Source organism: Xenorhabdus miraniensis, from assembly GCF_002632615.1.
On the sequence record NZ_NITZ01000002.1, the window covers coordinates 188972 to 214712 of the forward strand.

General features: G+C 43.8%; 20 protein-coding genes and 1 tRNA gene. 15 read left to right on the top strand and 6 right to left on the bottom strand.

Going from position 1 to position 25741, the window contains the following annotated elements; genetic code table 11:
• Positions 1-65: 65 nt before the first annotated feature.
• Positions 66-632 carry a DNA-3-methyladenine glycosylase I gene (locus Xmir_RS02790; RefSeq protein WP_208620380.1) on the bottom strand — a complete coding sequence of 189 codons (567 nt, stop codon included), beginning with the start codon at positions 630-632 and terminating at the stop codon, positions 66-68.
• A gap of 207 nt (positions 633-839) precedes the next feature.
• Between Xmir_RS02790 and glyQ the strand changes: the two genes are divergently transcribed.
• From glyQ to Xmir_RS02855, 13 genes are all read left to right on the top strand, one after another.
• Positions 840-1748, top strand: coding sequence for a glycine--tRNA ligase subunit alpha (glyQ, locus tag Xmir_RS02795; protein WP_047963903.1), 909 nt, complete (start codon positions 840-842; stop codon positions 1746-1748).
• 9 nt (positions 1749-1757) lie between these two features.
• A complete protein-coding gene (gene glyS, locus Xmir_RS02800) occupies positions 1758-3827 on the top strand; it encodes a glycine--tRNA ligase subunit beta (protein ID WP_099112932.1) in 2070 nt (689 codons plus the stop codon).
• 180 nt (positions 3828-4007) lie between these two features.
• Positions 4008-4084 (top strand) — tRNA-Pro (locus tag Xmir_RS02805).
• Positions 4085-4927: 843 nt separating this feature from the next.
• Entirely contained in the window at positions 4928-6538 is a 1611-nt protein-coding gene (dppA, locus tag Xmir_RS02810) for a dipeptide ABC transporter periplasmic-binding protein DppA (protein WP_099112933.1), read from the top strand.
• 145 nt (positions 6539-6683) lie between these two features.
• Positions 6684-7703 carry a dipeptide ABC transporter permease DppB gene (dppB, locus tag Xmir_RS02815; protein WP_099112934.1) on the top strand — a complete coding sequence of 340 codons (1020 nt, stop codon included), beginning with the start codon at positions 6684-6686 and terminating at the stop codon, positions 7701-7703.
• 10 nt (positions 7704-7713) lie between these two features.
• Positions 7714-8616 carry a dipeptide ABC transporter permease DppC gene (dppC, locus tag Xmir_RS02820; protein WP_099112935.1) on the top strand — a complete coding sequence of 301 codons (903 nt, stop codon included), beginning with the start codon at positions 7714-7716 and terminating at the stop codon, positions 8614-8616.
• 12 nt (positions 8617-8628) lie between these two features.
• Positions 8629-9609 (top strand): dipeptide ABC transporter ATP-binding protein, encoded by a 981-nt coding sequence (gene dppD / locus Xmir_RS02825; protein ID WP_099112936.1) that lies wholly within the window; start codon positions 8629-8631, stop codon positions 9607-9609.
• Positions 9606-10682, top strand: a complete 1077-nt coding sequence (gene dppF, locus Xmir_RS02830; RefSeq protein ID WP_244170838.1) for a dipeptide ABC transporter ATP-binding subunit DppF — start codon at positions 9606-9608, stop codon at positions 10680-10682. Before dppD ends, dppF begins: the two co-directional genes overlap by 4 nt.
• 196 nt (positions 10683-10878) lie before the next feature.
• A complete protein-coding gene (locus Xmir_RS02835) occupies positions 10879-11586 on the top strand; it encodes a HAMP domain-containing protein (protein WP_099112937.1) in 708 nt (235 codons plus the stop codon).
• Positions 11587-11692: 106 nt separating this feature from the next.
• The gene (locus Xmir_RS02840) at positions 11693-13132 is read left to right on the top strand and encodes a M16 family metallopeptidase (RefSeq protein WP_099112938.1); all 1440 of its coding nucleotides are present in this window, start codon (positions 11693-11695) and stop codon (positions 13130-13132) included.
• A gap of 113 nt (positions 13133-13245) precedes the next feature.
• The gene (locus Xmir_RS02845; protein WP_099112939.1) at positions 13246-13491 is read left to right on the top strand and encodes a FitA-like ribbon-helix-helix domain-containing protein; all 246 of its coding nucleotides are present in this window, start codon (positions 13246-13248) and stop codon (positions 13489-13491) included.
• 389 nt (positions 13492-13880) lie between these two features.
• The gene (locus Xmir_RS02850) at positions 13881-14360 is read left to right on the top strand and encodes an Hcp family type VI secretion system effector (protein ID WP_099112940.1); all 480 of its coding nucleotides are present in this window, start codon (positions 13881-13883) and stop codon (positions 14358-14360) included.
• On the top strand, positions 14360-15010 hold the full coding sequence (locus Xmir_RS02855; RefSeq protein WP_099112941.1) for a hypothetical protein: 651 nt from the start codon (positions 14360-14362) through the stop codon (positions 15008-15010). The genes Xmir_RS02850 and Xmir_RS02855 overlap by 1 nt, the downstream gene beginning before the upstream one ends.
• 370 nt (positions 15011-15380) lie before the next feature.
• Here Xmir_RS02855 and Xmir_RS02865 read toward each other — a convergent pair whose 3' ends face one another.
• Together Xmir_RS02865 and yhjD are read right to left on the bottom strand one after the other, a co-directional pair.
• Positions 15381-15644 carry a 2-hydroxymuconate tautomerase family protein gene (locus Xmir_RS02865; RefSeq protein ID WP_099112943.1) on the bottom strand — a complete coding sequence of 88 codons (264 nt, stop codon included), beginning with the start codon at positions 15642-15644 and terminating at the stop codon, positions 15381-15383.
• 60 nt (positions 15645-15704) lie between these two features.
• Entirely contained in the window at positions 15705-16685 is a 981-nt protein-coding gene (yhjD, locus tag Xmir_RS02870) for an inner membrane protein YhjD (RefSeq protein WP_099112944.1), read from the bottom strand.
• Positions 16686-16779: 94 nt separating this feature from the next.
• On the opposite strand from yhjD, the gene Xmir_RS24470 reads away from it, so the two are divergent.
• Positions 16780-16944 (top strand): hypothetical protein, encoded by a 165-nt coding sequence (locus tag Xmir_RS24470; RefSeq protein ID WP_167385928.1) that lies wholly within the window; start codon positions 16780-16782, stop codon positions 16942-16944.
• Here Xmir_RS24470 and Xmir_RS02875 read toward each other — a convergent pair.
• From Xmir_RS02875 to Xmir_RS02885, 3 genes are all read right to left on the bottom strand, one after another.
• Positions 16922-21379 carry a hemagglutinin repeat-containing protein gene (locus Xmir_RS02875; protein ID WP_099112945.1) on the bottom strand — a complete coding sequence of 1486 codons (4458 nt, stop codon included), beginning with the start codon at positions 21377-21379 and terminating at the stop codon, positions 16922-16924. The genes Xmir_RS24470 and Xmir_RS02875 overlap by 23 nt on opposite strands.
• Positions 21380-21482: 103 nt before the next feature.
• Positions 21483-23174 (bottom strand): ShlB/FhaC/HecB family hemolysin secretion/activation protein, encoded by a 1692-nt coding sequence (locus Xmir_RS02880; RefSeq protein ID WP_099112946.1) that lies wholly within the window; start codon positions 23172-23174, stop codon positions 21483-21485.
• Between the two features lie 621 nt (positions 23175-23795).
• Positions 23796-24314, bottom strand: a complete 519-nt coding sequence (locus tag Xmir_RS02885) for an Hcp family type VI secretion system effector (RefSeq protein ID WP_092519770.1) — start codon at positions 24312-24314, stop codon at positions 23796-23798.
• A 918-nt stretch (positions 24315-25232) separates the two neighbouring features.
• Here Xmir_RS02885 and tssB point away from each other — a divergent pair.
• A complete protein-coding gene (gene tssB / locus Xmir_RS02890) occupies positions 25233-25730 on the top strand; it encodes a type VI secretion system contractile sheath small subunit (RefSeq protein WP_047964027.1) in 498 nt (165 codons plus the stop codon).
• Positions 25731-25741 lie beyond the last annotated feature (11 nt).

The window sequence follows — 25741 nt, forward strand, 5'->3', positions numbered from 1 at the left end:
CCATACCCCGCTCATTACTAGGGTGCAACGGGAAATATGGGTATTCTATGTTGCTATCTTTGTTGCTATCTTTCGTGCGCTGATTTCCGGCACAGGCAATTGACGAGGTGATCGTTTACCAGACCTGCCGCCTGCATAAAAGCATAGCAGGTAGTACTACCAATAAACTTAAATCCCCGTTTTTTCAGAGCCGTGGAAAGTGCATCGGAAGTGACGGTTTTGACAGGAACGTCTGCCAGCGTTTTCCAGTGATTAACTTGGGGAGAATCGTCGACAAAGCGCCAGATAAATGTGCTGAAATCTTCACCTTGTTCGGCCATTTGCAGATAAGCACGGGCATTATGAATAATTGCACTGATTTTGGCGCGGTGACGCACAATAGCGGGTTCCTGCATTAGCCGCTCGACATCGGTGTCATCCATTTTGGCTATTTTGACGGGATCAAACTGATGGAAGCACTTTCTATAACCTTCCCGTTTTTTCAGGATAGTGAGCCATGATAACCCCGCCTGTTGCCCTTCAAGGCAAATCAGTTCGAAAAGCTGCCTGTTATCTTTCAGTGGGTTACCCCACTCATTGTCATGATAGGCCAGATATTCAGGATCAGATGTAACCCAACCGCAGCGAATCATTTCCTTGTTCATGAATCGAACTTCCCCTCAGGTGGTGATTAATAATTGCACTAATAATAACTGGATAAATATACAAGTAAAGTGGCTTGAATAAGATTTTTTTATATTGCGGCAAAATTGAGAGGCGATCAGAGCTGTATATCTTACAGTCAAAGGGTATACTGATTGCTTTCGTTTAAATTCATAGGCATCGCGTGCGGATTCAACATGCAAAAGTTTGATACCAAAACCTTTCAGGGAATCATCCTGACATTACAGGATTACTGGGCGCGTCAAGGCTGTACCATTGTCCAACCACTGGATATGGAAGTCGGCGCTGGGACCTCTCATCCTATAACCTGTCTGCGTGCTTTGGGGCCAGAACCTATTGCAGCAGCTTATGTGCAACCTTCCCGTCGTCCAACTGACGGCCGTTATGGTGAAAACCCGAACCGCCTCCAGCACTACTATCAATTTCAGGTTATCATCAAGCCCTCTCCGGAAAATATTCAGGAGCTTTATCTTGGTTCCTTGAGAGAGCTGGGACTTGATCCTACCGTTCACGATATCCGTTTTGTTGAAGATAACTGGGAGAACCCAACCTTAGGTGCTTGGGGCTTGGGCTGGGAAGTCTGGCTGAACGGCATGGAAGTGACCCAGTTTACTTACTTCCAGCAGGTTGGCGGTCTTGAGTGTAAGCCAGTGACCGGCGAGATTACTTATGGTCTGGAACGTCTGGCGATGTACATTCAGGGCGTAGACAGTGTTTACGATTTGGTATGGAGCGATGGCCCGCTGGGTAAAACCACATATGGCGATATTTACCACCAGAACGAAGTTGAGCAGTCTACTTACAACTTTGAACACGCCGATGTTGATTTCCTGTTTACCTGCTTTGAGCAATACGAAAAAGAAGCACAGGAACTGCTGGCACTGGAGACTCCGCTGCCACTGCCGGCTTATGAGCGTATTCTAAAAGCCGGCCATACCTTCAACTTGCTGGATGCCCGTAAAGCAATTTCTGTGACTGAACGTCAGCGCTATATCCTGCGCATCCGTACCCTGACCAAAGCAGTTGCTGAAGCTTATTATGCCTCCCGTGAGGCGCTTGGCTTCCCTATGTGTAACAAAAAATAAGAGGCCATCATGACTCAACAGACTTTCCTTGTGGAAATCGGCACAGAAGAGCTGCCACCAAAGGCGCTGCGTTCACTGGCTGAATCCTTTGCGGCCAATTTTGAAGCAGAACTGAAAAACGCCAATCTGGGTCATGGTGAAGTTAGCTGGTTTGCTGCTCCTCGTCGTTTGGCGTTGAGAGTGGAAAATCTAGCTGCGGCACAGGCTGATCGCGAAGTTGAAAAACGTGGCCCTGCGATTGCTCAGGCGTTCGATGCGGAAGGCAAACCCACCAAAGCGGCGGAAGGTTGGGCACGTGGTTGTGGTATCACCGTTGATCAGGCTGAACGCATGATTACGGACAAAGGGGAATGGCTGCTTTATCGCGCTCAGGTCAAAGGCCGTGAAGCAAAAGAGCTGCTGGCGGATATGGTGAGTAGCTCTCTGAGCAAATTGCCGATCCCTAAATTAATGCGCTGGGGTGATAAAGAAACTCAATTTGTTCGTCCGGTGCATACGGTGACTCTGCTGCTGGGCAGCGAAGTAATCGAAGGCGAAATTCTGGGTATCAAATCCGATCGCATTATTCGTGGTCACCGTTTTATGGGTGAAGCGGAATTCTCCATCGAGCAGGCAGAACAATATCCGGCTATTTTGCAGGAGCGTGGCCGGGTTATCGCCGATTACGAAGCCCGTAAGGCGATAATCAAGCGTGATGCAGAGCACGCAGCGATGCAGCTTGGTGGTGTGGCTGATCTGAGTGACAGTTTGCTGGAAGAAGTGACTTCTCTGGTGGAATGGCCGGTCGTGCTGACCGCGAAATTCGAAGAAAAATTCCTTGAAGTTCCTGCGGAAGCGCTGGTTTATACCATGAAAGGCGACCAGAAATATTTCCCGGTTTATGACAAAGCGGGCAAATTAATGGCGAACTTTATTTTTGTTACCAATATTGAATCTTCTGATCCTCAGCAAATCATTTCAGGTAACGAAAAAGTTGTTCGTCCACGTCTGGCAGACGCAGAGTTTTTCTTCAAGACTGACCGTAAGCAGCGTCTGGAAGATAACCTGCCGCGTTTGGAAACTGTACTGTTCCAGAAACAACTGGGCACACTGCGTGACAAAACGGATCGTATTCAGGCTCTGGCTGGCTGGATTGCTGAAAAAATCGGTGCTGATGTCAATCATGCGACGCGCGCGGGCTTATTGTCCAAATGTGACCTGATGACCAACATGGTATTCGAGTTCACCGATACGCAGGGCGTCATGGGGATGCACTATGCTCGTCATGACGGAGAAGCCGAAGATGTTGCATTGGCACTGAATGAACAGTATCAGCCGCGTTTCTCGGGGGATAAATTGCCATCTACCGGGGTTTCCTGTGCGGTTGCCATTGCAGATAAAATGGATACGTTGGCAGGGATTTTCGGTATTGGTCAGCATCCGAAAGGGGATAAAGATCCGTTTGCTCTGCGCCGTGCGGCACTGGGTGTTCTGCGCATTATCGTTGAGAAAAAATTGCCTCTCGACCTCCAGACTTTGACGGAAGAAGCGGTGCGTCTGTACGGTGATAAGCTGACCAACGAAAAAGTGGTGACTGATGTTATTGAGTTTATGCTCGGTCGTTTCCGCGCGTGGTATCAAGAGCAAGGTTATAGTGTAGATACCATTCAAGCGGTACTGGCGCGTCGTCCGACTCAGCCGGCAGATTTTGATGCTCGCATGAAAGCGGTTACGCATTTCCGTACTCTGGATGAAGCGGTTTCTCTCGCTGCTGCCAATAAACGTGTTTCCAACATTCTGGCAAAATCAGAAGAACAGTTGAATGACGCGGTTCTTGCTTCCGTATTGAAAGCAGCAGAAGAGATCCAACTGGCAACACATCTGGTCGTATTGAAAGAAAAACTGGCCCCTTTGTTTGCCGAAGGCAACTATCAGGATGCGCTGGTTGAATTGGCTTCTCTGCATGAAGTGGTGGATGCGTTCTTCGACAACGTGATGGTCATGGATGAAGATAGCCAAGTTAGGGTCAACCGCTTGACGCTGTTAAGTGAACTGCGCGATCTGTTCTTGCGTGTAGCGGATATTTCATTGCTCCAGTAATATCTGATTTATTGGTTTAACGTAAAGCCTCGCCAATCAGAGCGGGGCTTTTTGTTGTCTGCAATATGTGACGAAGATGTGACAACGTGCGTGTTTTGGATGGATTATCATCAAATAAACACTTATCTTTAAAAAGGTATTGACGGTTTGCAGCGCTGGCAGTAAGATGCGCTTCGTTTTCGGCGAGTAGCGCAGCTTGGTAGCGCAACTGGTTTGGGACCAGTGGGTCGGAGGTTCGAATCCTCTCTCGCCGACCAGCATTCAGAAACCCCGTTCTTATGAACGGGGTTTTTTCTTATGTATTAAGTAAATTTTTTTCATACTTTCTTATTTATCTTACTGTCTGGCATTAATTAATCGAATTCCATATTCCGAAAAGACACTGTCGGCAGAAGCCAGTGTTAATCCTTCCATTTGAGACTGTACAATATCCCGTCAAATGGATCTCCATGATGGCGTAGTAAGTCACCTGCACTTTCTCTGCACGGGAATGTGTTATTGATAAAGGAATAAAATTATTTTTTTCCATGATCATATCAAAATCAGCATTGAATTTTAGTTGCCCGTGTAATCACTATACTGATAATTAAAGAAAAAGATGAGAATAAAGGAATAATGATGTTGCTCTATGGATTTTATGTTAATAAGCCAAATTAATGGTGAAAACTGTTAATTTAGCAAGTAATGTGTGGAAGTTTGCTTTAGTTGTTTGTATTTTGATCATTTCTCTTGAGTAGATCATCTTTGTATCTTATGTATTCCCGCCTTTTTTATAAGCTTTGTTGCTCATTATTTAAGTAACTGGTCACAAATTCAAAACTATAATCGCCAGAGATTAATTCTTTCTATTGGGTTAACTTATAGCAGATTTGCCTATTTTGTGTGCTTTCTGTCATATTTTTTAACCATTGTTGTTAAAAATTTTTTTCTTTTATGTTCTTCTGATGTTTCTGGCGTTATGTGTGATTATGTTGACGTCAGGCGTAACAATTGCTTAATTGATAAACGAAAAACAATAAAACGAGCTGGGACAGTAGCATTAAGGAAGAAAACTCTGGGCTGGCTAAGACACAATGAACATCACAAACGGAGTTCAAGTAATGGCAATCTCCAAAAAAAAACAGTCCAGTTTATTGAAACTGGGAGTCGCTTTTGTCGCATTGGCTGTCACAGCCAGTATTCAGGCAAAAACGTTGGTTTACTGTTCTGAAGGCTCTCCTGAAGGCTTCAACCCGCAGTTATTCACTTCTGGCACAACTTATGATGCTAGCTCAGTACCCATTTATAACCGATTAGTGGATTTTAAGATAGGTACAACAGAGCTCATTCCTAGTCTCGCTGAACGTTGGGATGTGAGTGAGGATGGTAAAACTTACACTTTCCATTTGCGTAAGGGTGTGAAGTGGCACAGCAGTAAGGCGTTCAAGCCAACACGCGATTTCAACGCAGATGACGTGATTTTTACCTTCATGCGCCAGAAGGATAAAAACCATCCGTACCATAAAGTTTCAGGGGGCAGTTACGAATACTTTATTGGCATGGATCTGGGTAACATCATCAGTAAAGTCGAAAAAGTGGATGATTACACCGTTCGCTTTGTGTTATCCCGCCCTGAAGCCCCTTTCCTGGCTGATATCGGGATGGATTTCGCTTCGATTATGTCCAAAGAGTATGCCGATGTCATGATGAAAGCGGGTACACCAGAGAAAGTTGACCTTAATCCGATTGGTACCGGCCCATTCCAACTCATGCAATACCAAAAAGATTCTCGCATTCTCTACAAGGCATTTAAAGATTATTGGGAAGGGCCAGCGAAAATTGACCGCTTGGTATTTTCGATTACCCCTGATGCTTCTGTGCGTTATGCCAAGTTGCAGAAAAATGAATGTCAGGTGATGCCCTATCCAAACCCTGCTGATATCGCTCGCATGAAACAAGATAAAGACATTGTCCTGAAAGAACAGGCGGGGCTGAATGTCGGCTATCTCTCTTTTAATGAAACCAAACCACCGATGGATAACCAAAAAGTCCGTCAGGCGCTGGCAATGGCGGTCAATAAAGATGCCATCATTGAAGCGGTTTATCAGGGAGCGGGGCAGAAAGCGAAAAACCTGATCCCGCCAACGATATGGAGCTATAACAATGACATCAAGGATTATGCTTATGATCCTGCCAAGGCTAAGGAATTACTGAAAGAAGCGGGCTTCCCGAATGGTTTTGAAACCGATCTATGGGCAATGCCGGTGCAGCGTCCCTATAACCCGAATGCCCGTCGTATGGCGGAAATGATTCAGGCTGATTGGGCGAAAATTGGCGTTAAAGCCAAAATAGTCAGTTATGAGTGGGGTGAATACCTGAAGCGTTCCAAAGATGGAGAACCGATGACTGTTCTCTTTGGATGGACGGGTGATAATGGTGATCCGGATAACTTCTTCGGCACTTTGTTTAGCTGTGCCGCCAAAGAAAGGGGTTCCAACTATTCCAAGTGGTGCTACAAGCCATTTGAGGACATTATCCTACCTGCGCGTGAAACCGCTGATATCAAGAAGCGCACGGAGCTTTACAAACAGGCGCAGGTTATCATGCATGAGCAAGTACCCGCATTGCTCATTGCTCACTCCACAGTTTATGAGCCTATCCGTAAAGAAGTGAAAGGTTATGTGGTCGATTCTTTTGGTAAGCACCATTTTTACAACGTTGATCTCAAATAATTCTTGCTATTGAGCTGTTGCGATTAACCATCCTCCAGATTTTTCTGCGGGGATGGTTTCGCTTCTCTGATGGGCAAGTAAACTCGTGTATTACACCAAGCGGCCTTAAGAGCCGTAACTGGTTTTTAAAAAGAGAATTCAGGATATGCTGCAATTTATCCTCCGACGTTTGGGATTAGTGATCCCGACGTTTATTGGTATTACGCTGCTGACGTTCGCTTTCGTGCATATGATCCCCGGAGATCCCGTACTGATTATGGCGGGAGAACGGGGGATGTCTGCTGAGCGACACGCCCAATTAATGGCTGAAATGGGGTTGGATAAACCTCTCTGGGAGCAATATCTTCATTATATCAATGGCGTGCTGCATGGTGATTTAGGGATTTCCCTGAAAAGTCGTATTCCGGTGTGGGACGAATTTGTTCCACGGTTTAAGGCGACTTTCGAATTGGGTATTTGTGCCATGTTATTTGCCATATCCGTAGGTATCCCTGTCGGGGTATTGGCAGCGGTCAAACGTGGCTCTGTTTTTGATCACACAGCGATTGGTTTGTCTCTGACGGGTTACTCCATGCCAATTTTCTGGTGGGGGATCATGTTGATTATGTTGGTTTCCGTCCAGTGGGATCTCACCCCTGTTTCCGGCCGAATAAGCGACAGCGTATTTCTTGATGACAGCAATCCCCTGACGGGATTTATGTTGATTGATACGCTGATTTGGGGAGAAGAGGGGGACTTTGTTGATGCCGTGATGCACATCGTTCTGCCAGCGATTGTGCTGGGGACGATCCCGTTGGCGGTGATTGTGCGCATGACCCGTTCTTCCATGCTGGAAGTGTTGGGTGAAGATTATATCCGTACTGCTCGTGCAAAAGGTTTGAGTCGTATCCGTGTCATTATCGTTCATGCGTTGCGTAACGCGTTGTTACCGGTGGTGACGGTAATCGGCCTGCAAGTGGGCACTATGCTGGCGGGGGCAATTCTGACCGAAACTATTTTTTCGTGGCCGGGATTGGGGCGTTGGTTGATTGATGCTTTGCAGCGTCGTGACTATCCGGTGGTGCAGGGTGGGGTATTGCTGGCTGCGACGATGATCATTTTGGTCAACCTGGTGGTTGATTTGCTGTATGGCGTTGTCAATCCGCGTATTCGTCATAATAAATAAGGAGCACATGATGACTCAAACAACTGAGCCAGCGGTATCGGGTGCGCCAAAATTGATGACGCCGATGCAGGAGTTTTGGCATTACTTTAAACGTAATAAAGGCGCGGTGATCGGCCTTGTTTATATTGTCCTGATGTTGCTGGTTGCATTATTGGCGGGTGTATTGGCGCCACACGGACCGGCAGAACAGTTTCGTGATGCTTTACTGACCCCTCCGGTATGGCAGGAAGGTGGAAGCTGGCAGTTTATCCTTGGTACAGATGATGTTGGTCGCGATATTTTATCCCGCCTGATGTATGGCGCACGGCTCTCATTGCTGGTGGGCTGTCTGGTCGTAGTGATGTCATTGCTGATGGGGATTACGCTGGGAGTACTGGCGGGTTATGTCGGCGGTATTGTGGATACCACTATCATGCGTATCGTCGATATTATGCTGGCTTTGCCAAGCCTGTTGCTGGCATTAGTATTGGTTGCGATCTTCGGCCCATCGATTGTTAATGCGTCACTGGCTTTGACTTTTGTCGCCTTGCCTCATTATATCCGCTTAACGAGGGCAGCCGTATTGGTTGAAGTCAACCGCGATTACGTGACGGCCTCTCAAGTGGCTGGCGCGGGAGCCATGCGACAAATGTTCATCAATATTCTGCCAAACTGCCTTGCACCGTTAATTGTGCAGGCGTCATTAGGGTTTTCAAACGCCATTCTCGATATGGCTGCCTTAGGGTTTCTGGGGATGGGGGCACAACCGCCGACGCCAGAATGGGGAACCATGTTGGCGGATGTTTTGCAATTTGCCCAGAGTGCATGGTGGGTTGTGACCTTTCCGGGGCTGGTAATTCTATTGACGGTACTGGCGTTTAACCTGATGGGAGACGGGTTGCGTGATGCACTCGATCCTAAGCTCAAGCAGTAGGGGTATTGTGAAATGGCATTGTTGAATGTAGACCAATTATCGGTGCACTTCGGGGATGAAGATGCACCTTTCCGCGCCGTTGATCGTATCAGCTACAGTATCGAGCAGGGAGAGGTTGTCGGGATTGTCGGAGAATCAGGCTCAGGTAAGTCAGTCAGTTCACTGGCAATTATGGGGCTGATCGATTATCCGGGTAGGGTTACGGCTAAGAAAATGGAATTCGATGGTCGCGATCTGACTAAAATCTCAGAAAAAGAGCGGCGCCAGTTAGTGGGGGCTGATGTGGCGATGATTTTTCAGGACCCCATGACCAGCCTTAACCCGTGCTACACCGTCGGCTATCAGATCATGGAAGCGCTGAAAATCCATCAGGGCGGTAATAAAAAAACCCGGCACCAGCGGGCAATCGATCTCTTAACACAAGTGGGTATTCCCGATCCGGCTTCCCGTTTAGAGGTTTATCCACACCAATTATCGGGTGGGATGAGTCAGCGCGTGATGATAGCCATGGCTATCGCCTGTCGCCCGAAGCTCCTGATTGCTGATGAACCTACGACGGCACTGGATGTCACGATTCAGGCACAAATCATCGAATTGCTGCTGGAGTTGCAGCAACAGGAAAACATGGCATTACTCTTGATCACACATGATTTGGCGTTAGTTGCAGAAGCCGCCCACCATATCATTGTGATGTATGCCGGGCAGGTAGTTGAAATTGGCAAAGCAACAGAAATTTTCCGCGCACCACGCCATCCTTATACACAGGCATTATTGCGTGCATTGCCAGAATTTGCGGTAGACAAAACCCGTTTAGCATCGTTGCCCGGTGTTGTTCCCGGAAAATATGATCGCCCGACAGGGTGTCTGCTCAATCCTCGTTGTCCTTATGCCAATGAACATTGCCGTAAGGAGGAGCCTCCACTGAAATCAGTGGGGAGCCGTCAGGTTAAATGTCATATGCCGTTGGATGATGGGGGGAGGCCGACAGTATGAGAGCTCAACAAAACTATATAAATGAAACCTTCGTAGATGAAAACCTCGTAGATGGAAACCATGTACAAGCAAATCATGTACGGGAAACAGTGACAGTGCCTTTGCTGAAAGCCACTGAGCTGAAGAAATATTATCCGGTGAAAACGGGCTTATTCTCGCCTGAACGTATGGTTAAGGCATTGGATGGTGTTTCATTTGAGCTGGAGAAAGGCAAAACGCTGGCCGTTGTCGGGGAATCAGGATGTGGAAAATCCACGCTGGGTCGCTTACTGACCATGATTGAAAAACCGACCGATGGGGAGCTTTATTATCTGGGACAGGATCTCTTAGTGCCAAATAAAGAAGCGGAGAAACTGCGTCGCCAGAAAATCCAAATCGTATTCCAAAACCCTTATTCCTCTTTGAATCCCCGTAAAAAAGTTGGGCAGATTCTGGAAGAGCCGCTGCTGATTAATACTTCGCTTACGGCATCTGAACGCAAGGAAAAAGTCTTGCAAATGATGGAGAAAGTGGGATTAAAGTACGAACATTATTCGCGTTATCCACACATGTTTTCGGGTGGTCAGCGTCAACGTATTGCTATTGCTCGTGGGCTGATGTTAAACCCTGATGTTGTGATTGCGGATGAACCTGTTTCTGCGCTGGATGTTTCGGTGAGGGCGCAGGTTTTAAACTTGATGATGGACTTGCAGCAGGATTTGGGATTATCTTACGTTTTTATATCCCACGATCTTTCGGTCGTTGAGCATATTGCAGATGAAGTGATGGTCATGTATTTGGGGCGCTGTGTTGAAAAAGGCAGCAAGCATATGATTTTCAATAATCCGCGCCATCCTTATACACAGGCGTTGTTGTCTGCAACTCCTCGCCTGAACCCTGAATTGCGTCGTGAGCGTATTAAGCTGACAGGAGAATTACCAAGCCCGATGAACCCACCTCCGGGGTGTGCGTTTGCGGCCCGTTGCCGTCGTGCATTTAGCTCATGTCACCAATTCCAGCCTAAGTTGAAGCAATATGGCGAACAACTGATCGCGTGTTTCGCGGTCGAACAGGATGAAAAACCATCCACCTAATTGACCTGACCGTGGTATAACAGGTAAACGTAGCAGTACGTTATGTCAGTACGTGAAAGAGTGCAATCGTTATGCCCCGGTCATTTTTCTACTTTGAATTCATCAAAATAAGACGACCGCAAGTAAAATCAAGTATACTCAGTCACATTATTAAGGTGTACTAGCCAGTCTTTTCACAATTATCGGTTTGGATAAGATGAAGTTGCGTGTCAAACGTTCGTTAACTATTAAACAAATGGCCGCAGTGACAGGAGTCACTTTGGTGACTATTGCCATTTTCATCACTATCCAGCTATCTCATCTATTGCAGCAGCGGAAAGAGGATTACATCAGCCAGCTTAATAACGCGGCTGTGCAAATCCAGACTCCTTTGGCGGAAGCGCTACTGAGTTCAGATCTCAATAAAGCAAAGGCATTGCTGATTGGGCTAAAGACCTCAGGCATTCTGGGTCGGGCCGATGTGGTATTACCTAATAACGTTCGGGTGATGAGTTTGGATTTTGCAACTCATCGTCCTATACCTGAGTTGGCAAAGCAGGTTTTTGGTATTCCTGTTGAGGTCAATATCCCGCTATATGTTTATGGAGTTTCGCCAAAAACCGCAGAACCTCAGGGACGCCTCATTTTGCAAGTCGATGCTAACCGAGTATACCGTTTTGCTTTAAATACACTTGCATTAATGTTGACAACCTATTTATTGCTCGCACTTATTCTTACCGTGTCGATAAGCTGGTGTGTGAACCGCATTATCATCCATCCCCTACGCGATATTGCGCGGGAACTGAATGAAGAACAGCCACCAGAGCCTATCTCTTGCCCTAAAAGCCATCAGGATGATGAGTTGGGGTTACTGGTAAAAGGCTATAATCGTCAGGTTAATAAGCAGAAAACACCATCAAAATGAAACCTTACAAGATGAATAATGGTCTAATCCTTGGTGATAATATCTAGATATTTCTGATTGTCTCAGGTTTTGAAGGATAAAACTAAACAGGTAGGGGTAAGTGATAATGCAGGGCAACAAAATCGGATATCTTATTGGTGGCACAATTCTGGCGACGACTTGCTTGGTTCAGGCAGAAACCTTGCAGCCCGATCCGGCTTGGCAACAAGGCAAACTTGAAAATGGGTTTAGCTGGCAAATCCTGCAAACACCACAGCGGCCTAATGACAGAATACAGTTACGGTTATTGGTAAAAACGGGTTCACTGGTCGAAAAAAACCATCAACAGGGTTATACCTACCTTATCCCGAAGGTTGTTTTATCCAGCAGTAAAGATTTATCATCGCAAAAACTTGAAAACCTCTGGCATAACGCGATTGACACCAAAAACCCTTTCCCTCCTGCCATTGTTTCATACGATTTCACCCTTTATAGCTTAAGCTTGCCGAATAACCGCCCTGAGTTACTGCAAGATGCGCTGATATGGCTTTCTGATATTGCTGGTGGTGCTGTATTTATACCGGAAACATTGGCACAGGCCACGAAAGAAGAGGAATATCCTGTTACAACTTTTCCACCTGATGTCCAGGATCCGGTATGGCGTATGCGGTTGCAAGGCTCGACGCTGATAGACCATGATCCCGGGTTGCCGATCTCCAAGCCTGTCGATGTGAAAAAAGTCGAAAACTTCTATCATCAGTGGTACACGCCGGATGCGATGACGCTGTACATTGCGGGAAATGTTGACAGGCGGTTATTGTCAGAACGGATTAACCAGACATTTTCGCCATTGGAAGGAAAGCGACAGACACCGGTTCCTGTCCCTACATTATTGCCACTGAAAGCGGCAACGATTGGCGTAGTGAGTGATAAAATCAAACAAGACCGCCTATCTTTAACCTGGAACCTGAATTGGCTGCCTATTAACGATTCGCAGACGCTGATTCAGTATTGGCTGAATGATCTGGCCCGTGAGGCGCTTTACCGTTATCTGCAATTGGGGCTTCAGGAAAAGCAGGATGACATGAAATTGGGGCTGGATTGCCGGGTGATTTACCAGCGTGCGAATTGTTCATTAAATCTGGATGCCTCCTCAGACAAGCTGATGGAATCCACGCTTTATCTGGCTTCTCAGTTGTCATCATTGCGTGAAAATGGGCTGCCGGAGGGGCAATTTGATGAACTTTATGCCCAGAAGAAAGCTCAGCTCCAGCAACTGTTTGCGATGTATGCGCGTACTGATACTGACATCTTGATTAACCAACGCCTGTTATCACAACAAAACAATGTGATAGATATCGCCCCTGAACAATTCCAGAGATTGAGACAGGTATTTTTATCGTCACTGACACCACAGCTCCTGAATAAAAAACTGAAAGAGATGTTGTCTCAAGAAATCTCTTTTATTCTGGTGCAACCAAAAGGCGAAGAACCAGTTGATGTTAATCAACTCAAAAATAGCTTTAACCAGATTATGAGACCGGGGCCATTGCCGGAGAAGCCTTAAGAGGCGACTCTATTAGGTTCTTTTGAAGCAGTCATGTGAAGCTTGGACGTTATAAAATCAGATTGTTTGTTATTTGTTCTTGGTGGTTTAATTCATTATAGGGAGTATTGAAAATGGTAATGATGACTGTCAGGAATATTCCAGATGAAGTACACCGTGCCTTGCGGGTACGTGCTGCTTTACATGGTCGCAGTACCGAAGCAGAAGTGCGTGCCATTCTTGAAGAATCTGTAAAGTCTGATAGCAGGGTCAAACTGGGTTCGATGCTGGCTGACATTGGCCGCCAAGACAAATTAACAGATGAAGATATCTCTATTATTAATAAAATGCGTGACTTAATACCGTTAATTAAGTTTTAAATAATTATTTGAAAAACGGGGTAAAAAATTTCACTTATTATATTTATATGAATTTTTCACTTATTTTAAATAACCAGAAGAAATACATAAAATGATAAGTGAGATTGTCAAAATTCACGTTTTAGTGGAGGTGTTGCTGGGTAGTTTGAGCTAAATCTTAAAGTTTTTATTTTTAATAAGTAATTGATGGGATGTCAAAGCTAAGTAACAATGGGTTTGCACTGTTTTTTATGTGTGATTTTTATCACGTTTGTTTTATTAACTATTTTATTTTGATGGAATTTTAAAATAAATTGGTTCTACGTTGTTTTTATTTGTATTAAAAATGATGTATGTGAGATGTGTTTTTTTGAGAGTTACAATGTAAAATAATAGATATCGGGGGTGGTATGTCCAGTTTGATTTATTTAACAATAAATGGTGAAAGTCAAGGCATAATTTCTGCTGGTTGTGGAGAGAAAACCTCAATAGGTAACAAAGCTCAACAAGGGCATGCGGATGAAATATTTGTTTATAGTTTTCAGCATATTATGCTAAGGAATCAAAATGTTTCTCATCATCCCGTCATAATAAATAAACCCATAGATAAATCATCTCCGTTGTTAGCGAAAAGTATTAATGACAATGAAAAATTAGAGTGTTTATTTAATTTTTGGCGTACTAATGAGAATGGAGGGTTGGAGCTTTTTTATAAAATTAGGTTAGGGGGAGCTCATATTGCTAGTCTAAAATCTGATTATCCTCATTCTCTGAATAGCAATCATATGGTACCACAAGAAATTATTTCAATAGAATACACAGATATTACTTGGAATAATGTAGCCTGCTCAACAGGTTCATATAGTTTTTGGAACGAAAGGGTCTACTGATGGATGGAGCTAAAGATATTGCCGAAGGTATGGTTTCGGCAATCACTGATAATGACAGTGGATTCTTCACCGGGTTTGCAGCAGGGTTATTAGATATTCCTGTAGATATGTTTTATTTAGGATATGATTTTTTAGATACGGAACATAGACATGAAAATGAAAATGATAAGTATCGTTTTGCCAATATGGTAAAAGAAAATACGCTTTCAATGGAGAGTATTGAAAGAGTAATTCAGATCATTTTTGAAGAATATTTCAGTAAACTTAGTGATGAACAAAAACGACGATTGGTTGAAACAAAGGTTGGGCGTATTTTTGGGGGTATGGTTGGGAAACAAGTCATTTTTGGTAGCCACTTAGGGGCTATTTTTGGTTCAAGATGGTTGACTAAATTCGTTGGTTCAACTACTGTCCTTAGTGTGATTAGTATAGGTTCGTCAGTTTCTAGAGCAATCTATACATCCAGAGAATTGTCAGAAAGAAACCCTGAGTTATATATGAAACTGAGGAGAGAAGGAAATTTGGATCTGCTTTATTTTCTTGTGGAAAATAAGATGGACCCATACGTTAGGGCGCTAGAAAACTATAATAAAAACAACGAACTATTCAATGCTATTTTTGATGATTTTGTGAGTGAATTAGACAAATGAAAATTATAAAATTTTCTAATTTTTTGGTAAAGTTGGCGATATATTTATTGCAAAGTTTTATTATAAGTATTAGTTCACTTTCATTGATATCACTTGTTTATTTTGGATTGCTAACAAACTTTGAAAATAAATATCTCTATGTGTTTATTTCAATAGGTGGGTTGGTTTTTTCAGCTTTATTATATTATCTAACTGAAAAAATTAAGGAAAAATACACTTTCTTTCAGTAGAACTTATGTAACTTTACTTGTCCTTACTAATACAAAACTATCATGACTTATATTTTAAACATAGCTCTATCCCGTAACAAAAAAATCAGCTAATCAAACTGACCGGCTGATTTTCTTTCTTATCCTTTTAATTCAATCTATTACTTCTTCCCTGCTTTCGCTGCCGCCCTCAGCTCTGTGACGTTCTTACCCCCAATTCCCCAGTTATCTGTTTCCACTTCATCAATGATCACAAAAGTCGTGGCTGGGTTTTTCCCAAGTACATCCACCAGCAGTTGGGTTGCACCTTCAATCAGTTGTTGTTTCTGCTCAGCGGTTGCGCCTTCGCGGGTAATTTTGATGTTCACAAATGGCATAAAATGACTCCTTTTTTGGTTTGTTATGAAATGCTTCTGATGAAGCATTCCCGCGTTGATACGGGAATGTAGGTACAGCAAAAAAACAGTCTGACTTTTGATATGTGGCTATTGCTCTGGTTTCTTCTCTTCTGCGGTCGCAATCCAGGCGGCACAAAACAACGTCAGCCGGGCGAAGAAATAGAAGAATGCCATTAAACCAATGACGGAACCGAAAGCAGCGCCAGAAGGAGAGCTGGCAAGGCGCGGCAGCATCATGGTCATAATATATTTGATGACCTCAAATCCAATGGCTGCCATTAACGTACCTTTGAACAACGCTTTTCTTTCAGGCCGATGGCGCGGCAGGATCCACAGTATCCATAGGAATAACAAATAATTGGCAGAAATGGAAATAGTCATGCCAATTGATGTCCATGCAGGGCGGAGCCATTCTATGCCTTCCAATCCGAGGGCATGGACGATGGTGGCTTGGGCGGAGCCTGAAATGGAAGTCAGCGATAGCGTCATCACCAACGCAAAAAGAAGGCCGAATAAAGAGAAAAAATCGCGAATGTATTGAAAGTAAATTTTCTCTTTATCTTCATGATTGCGTTCCCAAATATCACGGGATTGAGCGAGGATCGCTTCGCGTAAATTTCCCACCCAGTTCACACCCGAATAGAGGGCGATTGCCAGACCAGTCAGTCCGACAGTTGTTCTTTGGTTGACCGCAGTGTCTACACTGTTTTTTAACGTGTTGGCGAGGGTGGGATCACTGATGCTATTGGCGATGCCATTGATCAAACGTGCCAGCAAGTCCGGGTTGGATGCCAGCACAAAACCTGCAACGGCAAAAGAGAGCATCAGGATCGGAATCAGGGAGAGAAAGGAAAAGTAGGTAATCGCAGCACCAAACTGGCTACCCATGCGATCGTTGAAGCGTTGTGCCGCCCGGATCAAGTGGGCAATAAAAGGAATACGGCGGATAGCGTTGCCAATGCGGATCGTCACGGAAAACGCTTTTTTACTGCTATGTAGCCCTTTCGCTAATGGTGTGGAGATTTTCCCTATACCGGATTGTTCCCTGTTTTTATGGTAAGTTGGCATTAAATCCTCTTAAATCTTGGTTGTGACTATCATTACTCGTTATATATTTTATAAAACCAATATTTCTTGAAATATATAGCGGTTGAAACACGGGATGCTAAAATCCATTCTTTATATAGGTATGGGAAAAAAGAGTAACAGGCAAAATGGAAAAGGCAACAAGGGAAGGGAAGCGAAAAAATACGGTAGCCCAATGATTGGCTACCGTATTGAAGATCAATCGTGGATCATGATGATCAATCTAATTGACGACCTTTAACTTCGCTGCGGACGGTTGGAAGTTCAGAGTTGTGGCTTTCATTTTTCACAAAAGGCACTTTGCCAGAGAAAATATCTTTTTGTGCAGTGGTAGCCAGACCGATGATAGAATCTGGTACGTTAGCGCCCAAATTTCTGCTCTTATCGTATCCCGTTACAGATTGCTGATTAATCTGCTGGGTATTCACAGTGACAGGCCCCTGTGTACTGTCAATTTTACTGCCGACTAAATACGTTGTTCCAGAAATATCCAGGTTAACGCCTTGAGCACCGTTCAGCGTTGTTTGTTTACCGACTGTTTCGCGATCGAGCGTATCGTAATTGCCTTTGAGTTTGCCATTAAAGCCTTTGAACGTGGCTGTCAATTGGTCTTTCAAACTCGGAGCCTTACCATTGGCGTTATCGGCAGCGGCAGTCTCAGTTGTAGCAGTATTTCCTGATGAACCTTCTGCTGCGGTAGGAACAGCCTGTTTAGACGGGTTATCACCTTTGACCGTTTTGCTATAACCCAAGCCAGCATCCAGTCCTGCATCCAATCTGTGGGTACTGTCTTTGAGGCTTTCAACATTGAAATTACCGCCGACTTTACCGGTGACTTGATCTGCTGTCACATTCGCGCCTTTGAGTGAGGTATCGCCTGCACTGGTCAACGTAACATTGCCACCAGAAATTTGGGTGTTACGGTGCGTTGTTTGATCCAGACGGTTGACCCCGAATTTCAATTCACCGCCAATGTTATATTTATTGTCGATGATACGGTCAGCGGCTGCGGTATTGCCTGTTGCAGAATTATCGCCGGCAGTGTTGTTTGCTGCGCTGTTACCACCTTCGTTGTTGCGGGCCTTGGAAGAGAACCCTCCTTTAGCTTTAGCACTGACATTCCAGCCATGGGCATTCTCTGTATCCTGAGCGGAAGTCAGATCGATTTTCCCGCGTTGTGCAGTTAAGTCTACCTGTTTGCCGGATACATTTGCGCCTTGTAATGCCACGTTATTGCCCGCATTCAGGTTTACACCTTGTCCACCAGTAATAGCACTGGTCTGAGCCGTGGTTTTGTTCTGATTGCTGGTGTTATAACCGCCACCGAGGCTGGCATCGAAATTCTTGCCATCCGGGTTGGTTCCTACTGTCAGGGAAATTTCCCCATTATAACCGCTGTTTTTTTGCTCGCTACGGTTGGTGGCTTGATTGAACTGGATATTTCCGCCAGCACCAACGTTGGTTGCACCTTTGCCCGCATTCATTGATGTGCCTTGGTAACGCGCATCTCTGGTTACCTGAACATTAATACCGTTTTGGGCATTAATGCTGCCAGTGACTGCGTTGGAATTGCTGTTGGATGTTTCCTTATAGCTGCCATTGCCTTTACCGTTGACGGAAATATCTGCACCTGTGGTGGTGTAAACACGGAGACGTGCATTGCCAGTGGTATCAGAAGATTGGCTGTTCTGGCTGTTTACAGCCGCTTCACTGGTATGGCTGCCAGCGGTCAGTGATACGCCGCCTTTATTGGCTTGATATTGCGTGCCCTGATCGTAAACGTCGCCATTTGTTGTCACTTTGATATCGCCAGCTTTAACGGAAGTGACCACTGCATCGGATTTCTGGTTATTGGTGTAACGGCTGTTGCCATTCATCTCCAGTTCAATACCTACGTTAGGCAAACCTGTTTTTGAAATGGCCGTGTCCAGCTTCTTGTCTGAGGCGGCTTTGGCTGTTTTTTCGATTGGGCGGGTTGTTGCACTGTAATCGGCTGTAGCACTGATTTCACCTCCCACCTGTAATTGACTGGTAGAGCCGGATTCAGTATTGGCCGTCGCGACATTTTTAATGCTGCCAGCATTAGCCTGATAAGTGCCCTGTACTTGATGGTCAGTGCCCTGTTGCTTCAATTCACCCATTGCATTCAGGTCAAGGTTGCCGGTGACCTGCGTTTTAGTCACTGTTGCCGTTGTCCGATTCTGGGACTGACCATTTTTGTTATAGGCACCTTCAACACCGCTGCCGAATTTGTCCATGCCACCGGTGAAAAACACGCTGCTATCGACTTTTTCTTGTGACGTTGAGGTTGAAGCGCTCTCTTCACCCGCCAGCAGAGAAACGTTGTTTCCGGTGATTTTTGCATCACCTTTTGTTGTCACTAAATTGGCACCCGTGACGGTGACATTTTTGCCGGCATTTACGGTGAGATTACCACCGCTCAATTCTGATGGTCGTTGCGTTATATTTTCGTTTTGCTGTTTATCAAGGACATGTACGAAACCTACCCCTGCACGGTATTGCTTATCTTTTGCCTCCTTAGCGTAATACTGCCAGTCAAGATTGGTTTTCTCCTGTTGATACTGATTTTTCTCACCATAATTCAGGATATTGATATTGCCCGATGTGTTCAGTTGCAGTTCACTCGCGCTTTTCACCAGACTGCCAATCACATTGATATCTTTATTGCTGAGTAATTTCAGATCCGTATCAGAAACCAAATGACTGCTGGAGGATTTCTGCTGTTTATTCTGTTCTTGATTGGTATTTTTGGTGATGTTGAAGATCGTTCCTTTTCTTTCATCCACCTCTTTATAAGTGTGGCTGACCGCATTGTCGATCGTTAATTGACCATCATTGGCTTCAACATAGGCCCCTTTCTCGGCTTTGACTTTACTGCCTGTAATCGTGACACCATTCATGCCAGTCAGCAGTAAATGCCCACCCGCCGTAACTTCGGAAATATGGTGAGTTTCTGATTTATCACGATTATCTTTCTTGCTGCCACCAGCAATGCCGCCCCAATAGGTTTTATCCTTCTCAAGGACTTGGTCATCAACCAGGGATTGGACGGTAATATTGGCTTGCTGTCCCGCAGAAACAATCAGATTATTACCGGAATGAATATGAGTCCCCGTAATGTTGGCATTGCCGCCTGCTTCGATGCCTATATCACCACCTGCCTTCAATTCATTGCCGACGCTTCTCTGAGCCGTATTGACCTTGTTCCAGTGACCGGTTTGCAGTGACAGAGAATGGTTCTTTTTATAACCCTTCTCTGTGGTCACCTCTGATTCCACCAGCCCTGCCAGTTTCACATCCTTTGCGGCAGATACGGTCAGTTTATTGCCCGCATTGATTTTACTGCCAAGTACTTCGGCATTACCTTCATTGGCTTTCAGATGAACGTTTTGACGAGCATTAATGGTGTTGCCTTCATGCTGATGTTTTTCAGTTTCATAGGTGACATCATATCGCCAGAATACTTCCCGTTGATTATTCGTACTTCTGTCAAGTTGGTGGAGTTCTTGCCCATCCAATTTAAGATCGGCGCCGGTCAGTGTGACATTATCCCCATCAATATCAGTGGCTACTACACGATTGTGTTGTTTGGCATTCAGCGTAATGTTTTTGCCTTCCAACTGAGTACGGGCAACAGATTCACTGATTTGTTTTTTTTGGGTATAAGCGCTACTGAAATAACCTTGGGACTTATTACTGCCGGGGGTATCTGAAACGGATTTATTCAGGAATCCCCGAGACAGCAAGTTATCAGCCTGTAAAGTAATATCCCCCCCTTTCAAGGTTGCCGCTTCCAGTTTCACATCGCCGTAGGATTCAATATCAATACCTTCATTGGCGGTCATTTTGCCTTGCAGATTAACACCACTGCCTTCCGCGGTATTCAGAATACGAATACGTCCGGCCTGCATACTGCCAAGATAGTAGCTGTCGAGTGCAGCGATATTCTCCTGTTGTGAAGCCAAAACGCGGCCATCGGCTGAAACTTGGTTATTCCCCGTCGTGATATTGATTGCTTTTGAGACAATGACCTGGCCATTACTGTTAATTTTAGGCGCAATCAAATTCAGCACGTCATTGTGGGATAGGCCATTGTTTCCGATCTTCAGGGCCATCTGGTTATCCAAGGTACTGAAACCCTGCAACGCGCTATTTTCGACCAGTGGATTACCAACAACCAGTGATGCCTGATTTGTATTGATAAAACCACAGCCATTACAGGTAATGCCGTTAGGGTTTGCCAGTATATAGTCGGCGGCCATACCAAATATTTCTTGCTCCCCGAGTAAGAAAGAGGGGTTACGGCTAATCACCTCATTTAATATCACGCTGGCAGCCTGCCCGTTCAGGTTGCTGTTGGCTGATAATTCACCTGCCAATTGTGATTGTCCATCAACCAATGAGTTATTTAATACCGCCCCCATTTGATTAACGTTGAAATCCTGATATTGGTTATGTGATAACCCTGATTCAGAAGGCGCGACAATATTTATTACTGTCGCACCCGTGTCAGCCTGGGTAACATCCGGGCGATATGCAGCATCACCTCCCGGAGTAATACCGTTCGCAAAACTGACCGAACAAGTTGCCAGGATAATTGCCATAGATGCGGCGAGTTTTCCTGTGGAAGAGAGTTTGAATATTTTACTTTTCATATAATTACCTTGGTTTACTTTCTTTATTGCCATGTGCAGCGCTCTGGGGATGGATAATCCCCAAAACGGTCTGCGTTAAAAAAACGTCAAATGGTGTAATAAACTAAAAAGTGTAAGAAAAGCGGGTTAACAGTTGCATAGGTTCATCCGTGTTCCTATTTTGATGGGAGAGCAATTTACCTCGGCTTACCTCTATATCGGCAAACAGTTGCTGATAGCGTAGTGTCAGACCCGCACTTAATCCGGCACTGCTTTGCCAGCTATTCTGGTTGCTTTGCCCGCTATTCTGACTGCGATGGCCTTTGGTCTGTCCGATATCCACGCCCGTACGCAGTGACAGTGAACCGTTAGAGATAGGTATTGAGTGGGAAAGCGTATTCCTCAGATACCAGCCGTTATCGCCTGATGACACATTTTTGCTGAATCCTCGTACGGTATTGCGGTCGGTCACATTAACCCACTCAACACCCGGCAGCCCACTTGGGCTGTACTGGGCGTAAAATTGGCTATTAAAATGGTATGGTTTATCAAAGAGCTTGAAACGCCGCTGCAAATTTGCTGATAACTTCCCTTTGGTAAATCGGTTATTCAGACTGGTTATACCAGTCTTGGCACCAAACCACGGTATTCCCTGTTCAATACTCATATCAAGGGAGATCAACCCCGCGGGAATGATCTGTAATTGGTTAATTCCTAGTTCAAATATGCTCAATGTCTGGCTACTGATGGCAAGTTTGGAGTTCCCGATATAGTTGCTGTAATTCTTATAAGCCAATTGGGCGTGTAGGGTATCAATCTGATATTGATTGCGATGGAACACCCATTCGGTACGCATTCCTGTTTGCTTTGAATTTCCGTGTATTTTGACCGATGCCTTCTGAAAGTGTGGATGGCCGGTATATTGGGAATAGCTGTTGAATCCGCTGACAGTAACGGCGCCGTAAGGGATCGAATAAAACAGGGTATAGGCGCGGTTGTACTGGTGATTGGGTTTATCAATCGTGCTGCTGCCACTGAGGCTGGCAAAGTCAGATAATCCCAGTGGGCTGTCTACACTGGCATTAAGCCGCGTAATCCATTTCCCGGTGCTTTTTTGCCCGTAATTATCGGTTGTGGTGGTTATTCTCCACGGGGTGGAATGCTGGTTGTGCAGTTTAACGATGGAGCCACCATTGACTGTGCCGGGCAGAATATCGAGAGTTGTTTTGTTTGAGCGCAGACGATTCGCCTGATCCAAGCCCTGATCAAGTTGGTTCAGGTTCAGTGGCTTGTTTGTCAGGTTCGGGAAGAGCGTCTGGCTATTGATCCAGCGATCACTGCCTTCTACCGCTTCAACAAAACCTTCAACCACATTGATCCCCAGTTCGCCATTTTGGTTGGGGGGAATAAATTGCACCCGCGCTGTAATATAGCCTTTGGCAACATAAAGGTTAGTTATTTCTGCTGATAGCCTATTAATATCATTGCTGGTGATACAACTCTCGGGAAGTGCGCTGAGCGAATTCAAGTCACTCAGCGAAAGTAGCGTAATGCCCTGAAGATAAACGCCGTTGATAGTCAGGCACGGTGGGGCATCCACCAGTACAGGGGAAACTTTTTGTGGTGACACACTATCAGTACGATTGATTAGCCCCTGATGGCGGCGTTCTTCAATTAATTGATCTATTTCCCTTGAGCTGTCCTGTAAGGTTCTTCTCGTTTCGTCTGTAGGGAGAATAGAGGACACCATATCAGGTGATGCGTTTACCTGAAGTGCAGTACCTAATAAGATGAAAATTGTCGTCCTTTTAATCATGGGAGTACCCAAATGACAATAGTTGATGGAAAAAGTATCGTGTTGGGTTAGGATTAACCTTCCTGGTTTATTAATTAATCATTAGAGCATAGAAAATATTTTATTTTGTACTGATTAATAGTTGCTTTTTGTTCTGAACTATTATTTGTAGTTATAAATTTCTTTTAGTGACTTATAATAACTCGTATTGGTTATTTTCCTTCTAATTATTAAGGATATAAATCAAATTCAATTTGGTTTTAATTAAAATTCCCGTTTCACTTTGTGTTTTTACCGTTTCACTTTGTGCCGTTTATTTGAAAGTTTTGCTTATGTCATATTGATGAAAGGGTTTTTAGGAGGAAGGGTGAAAAACATGAGGCAAGGTATTTATTTATCATTAGATGATTTATTGTTCATTAATGACAAATGTAATTATGAATTCATTTTTCTTTATTCATTGTGAAAATAATTACTACATAAAAATCTGACAGCGGGAAAAAATCAGAAAAACAAATATAAGAGAGAAAAAAAGGAATTAAATTAAATTGGCAGGTAAATTAAGAAATATCTGATTGAATCAGCCAATGAATAATATTCATTGGCTGAAAGGTTATTACTTAATACTTCATGAAGAAGATATTAAGCAACAATTGGCGCGCGCCAGTCGTCAGCACCAGAAGTACCAGCAGTAGTGTGTTCCCACTCGATCTTACGATAAGAAAGAGAAACACGAACCAACTGAGTGAACTCAGATTTTGCTGGGTCCTGGCAGTGTGGCATTTTGCAGTCGATATCAACGATAGTTGCATCTACCAGTTTAGTAGTGAAGAAATGCTCTTGTTTACCTTCGATAGATGTACGGTACCATTTCAGCTCTACAGTAGTCAGCATTTCGCCAGAAGCTAATGCGTTGTAAAGCAGAGGAACTGCTTTATTCAATGCAACGGTAAAGCGGAATGGCTTGTGCGCACGCTGGCCAGAAGGCTGTCCAGACTGTGGATCAGTTGGAACAGTAACGATGTGGTCAAATTCTTGAACCAGCATTTCGTCTTCGTGACCTTGAACAAAGATATTACCTACGGATTCAGCAGTGAATGCGCCAGCGGTAATATTGCCCTGAGTTTTACCATTGATGGAAATATAACATGGAGTTGGCATATGAATATCCTATAAAAAATTACCAATATTAGTGTAAGTGTTCGTTCCTTGCGTGATTATTCCATTTATGAATCAAATGAAATTATCGTTTGCCAAACACTCGGGGCGAATAATAAAGCTGATATTGTCTAATGCAAAGTTATTTGAAAAATGCAATTCGTACTCTAATTCAATGACAAATAAAAATTTTATAATCATTGCCGTTGTAAAATTTATGGCTGAGTTTTTATAAACAGTAAGCCATTTAAGCTGGTTATAAAATGTTCTTTGATTTTATGGTGGTTTTAATTAATTGATATATAATGATATTTTATTTTTGGTTTAAATGTTTTTCATGATCATGTGGAAAGTGTTAACTAGATCAAAAAAATGAAAATAAATTGGGTTGTATTGATGGATAATTAATAAAAATAGAATAAAAAATGATATTGACGGTAATTATGAAATACGACTTGAAGGTTATATTTTATTCAGATGGAAATGAAAAATATTTCTTTTTATGCAATTAACAGGTAATAGGTCTGCATACTCCCGTAGAGAGTAAAACCAAACTTTTCTCTATTGTAGGAGAAAAAATTGTTTATAACTGGCTATGTATTGATATTAATGGATTAAAAGCTTGAATAGAGGCTTTTATCAATTTGTGTTTTGGCTTTACATCAAAAAAATAAAATGTCAAACTCGAACTTGACGATTTTTAATATCGATGTTATTTCCACGATTGGATAGGATATATCTGATTATTTAACTATATGTTGATATAAAACTATTCGTACCTGCAAATATAGTTATCTTCTTTTGCCTATTTTTTTAGGGAGATCTTCTGTATTTGTTACATAGGTAAACATTGGAATCATTCTCTCACCAATAATGAGTTGTTAGACAGTTCATGGTTGTATTAGCCAAAGGGATTCAAATATGAGTAAGAATAGTCCAGGTAGCGTAGCTCCGAAAGAAAGAATTAATATTAAATATGTTCCTAATACCGGTGATCAAACCGCAGAAGTTGAATTACCTCTGAATCTTCTGGTTGTTGGTGACTTGAAAGGAAAGAGCGAAGATACGCCAATTGAAGAACGGCAAACAGTTTCTATCAATAAGAACAACTTTAATGCCGTAATGAATGAAGCGAACATCAACCTGACTTTTAATGTTCCTAACCGCCTCGATGAAAAAAGTGAAGAAGATCTATCAGTTAATGTAGATATAAAATCTTTGAGCGATTTTTCACCAGATAATATCGCGAAGAAAGTCCCTGAATTAAATAAACTTCTCGAACTTCGTGAGGCATTAGTTGCATTAAAAGGCCCATTGGGAAATATCCCAGCATTTCGTTCTCGCTTGCAGTCACTGCTGGATGATGAATCCGTTCGTGAGCAACTCCTGAAAGAACTTGAAATCGTCAATAAAAAATAACTGGTTAAAGG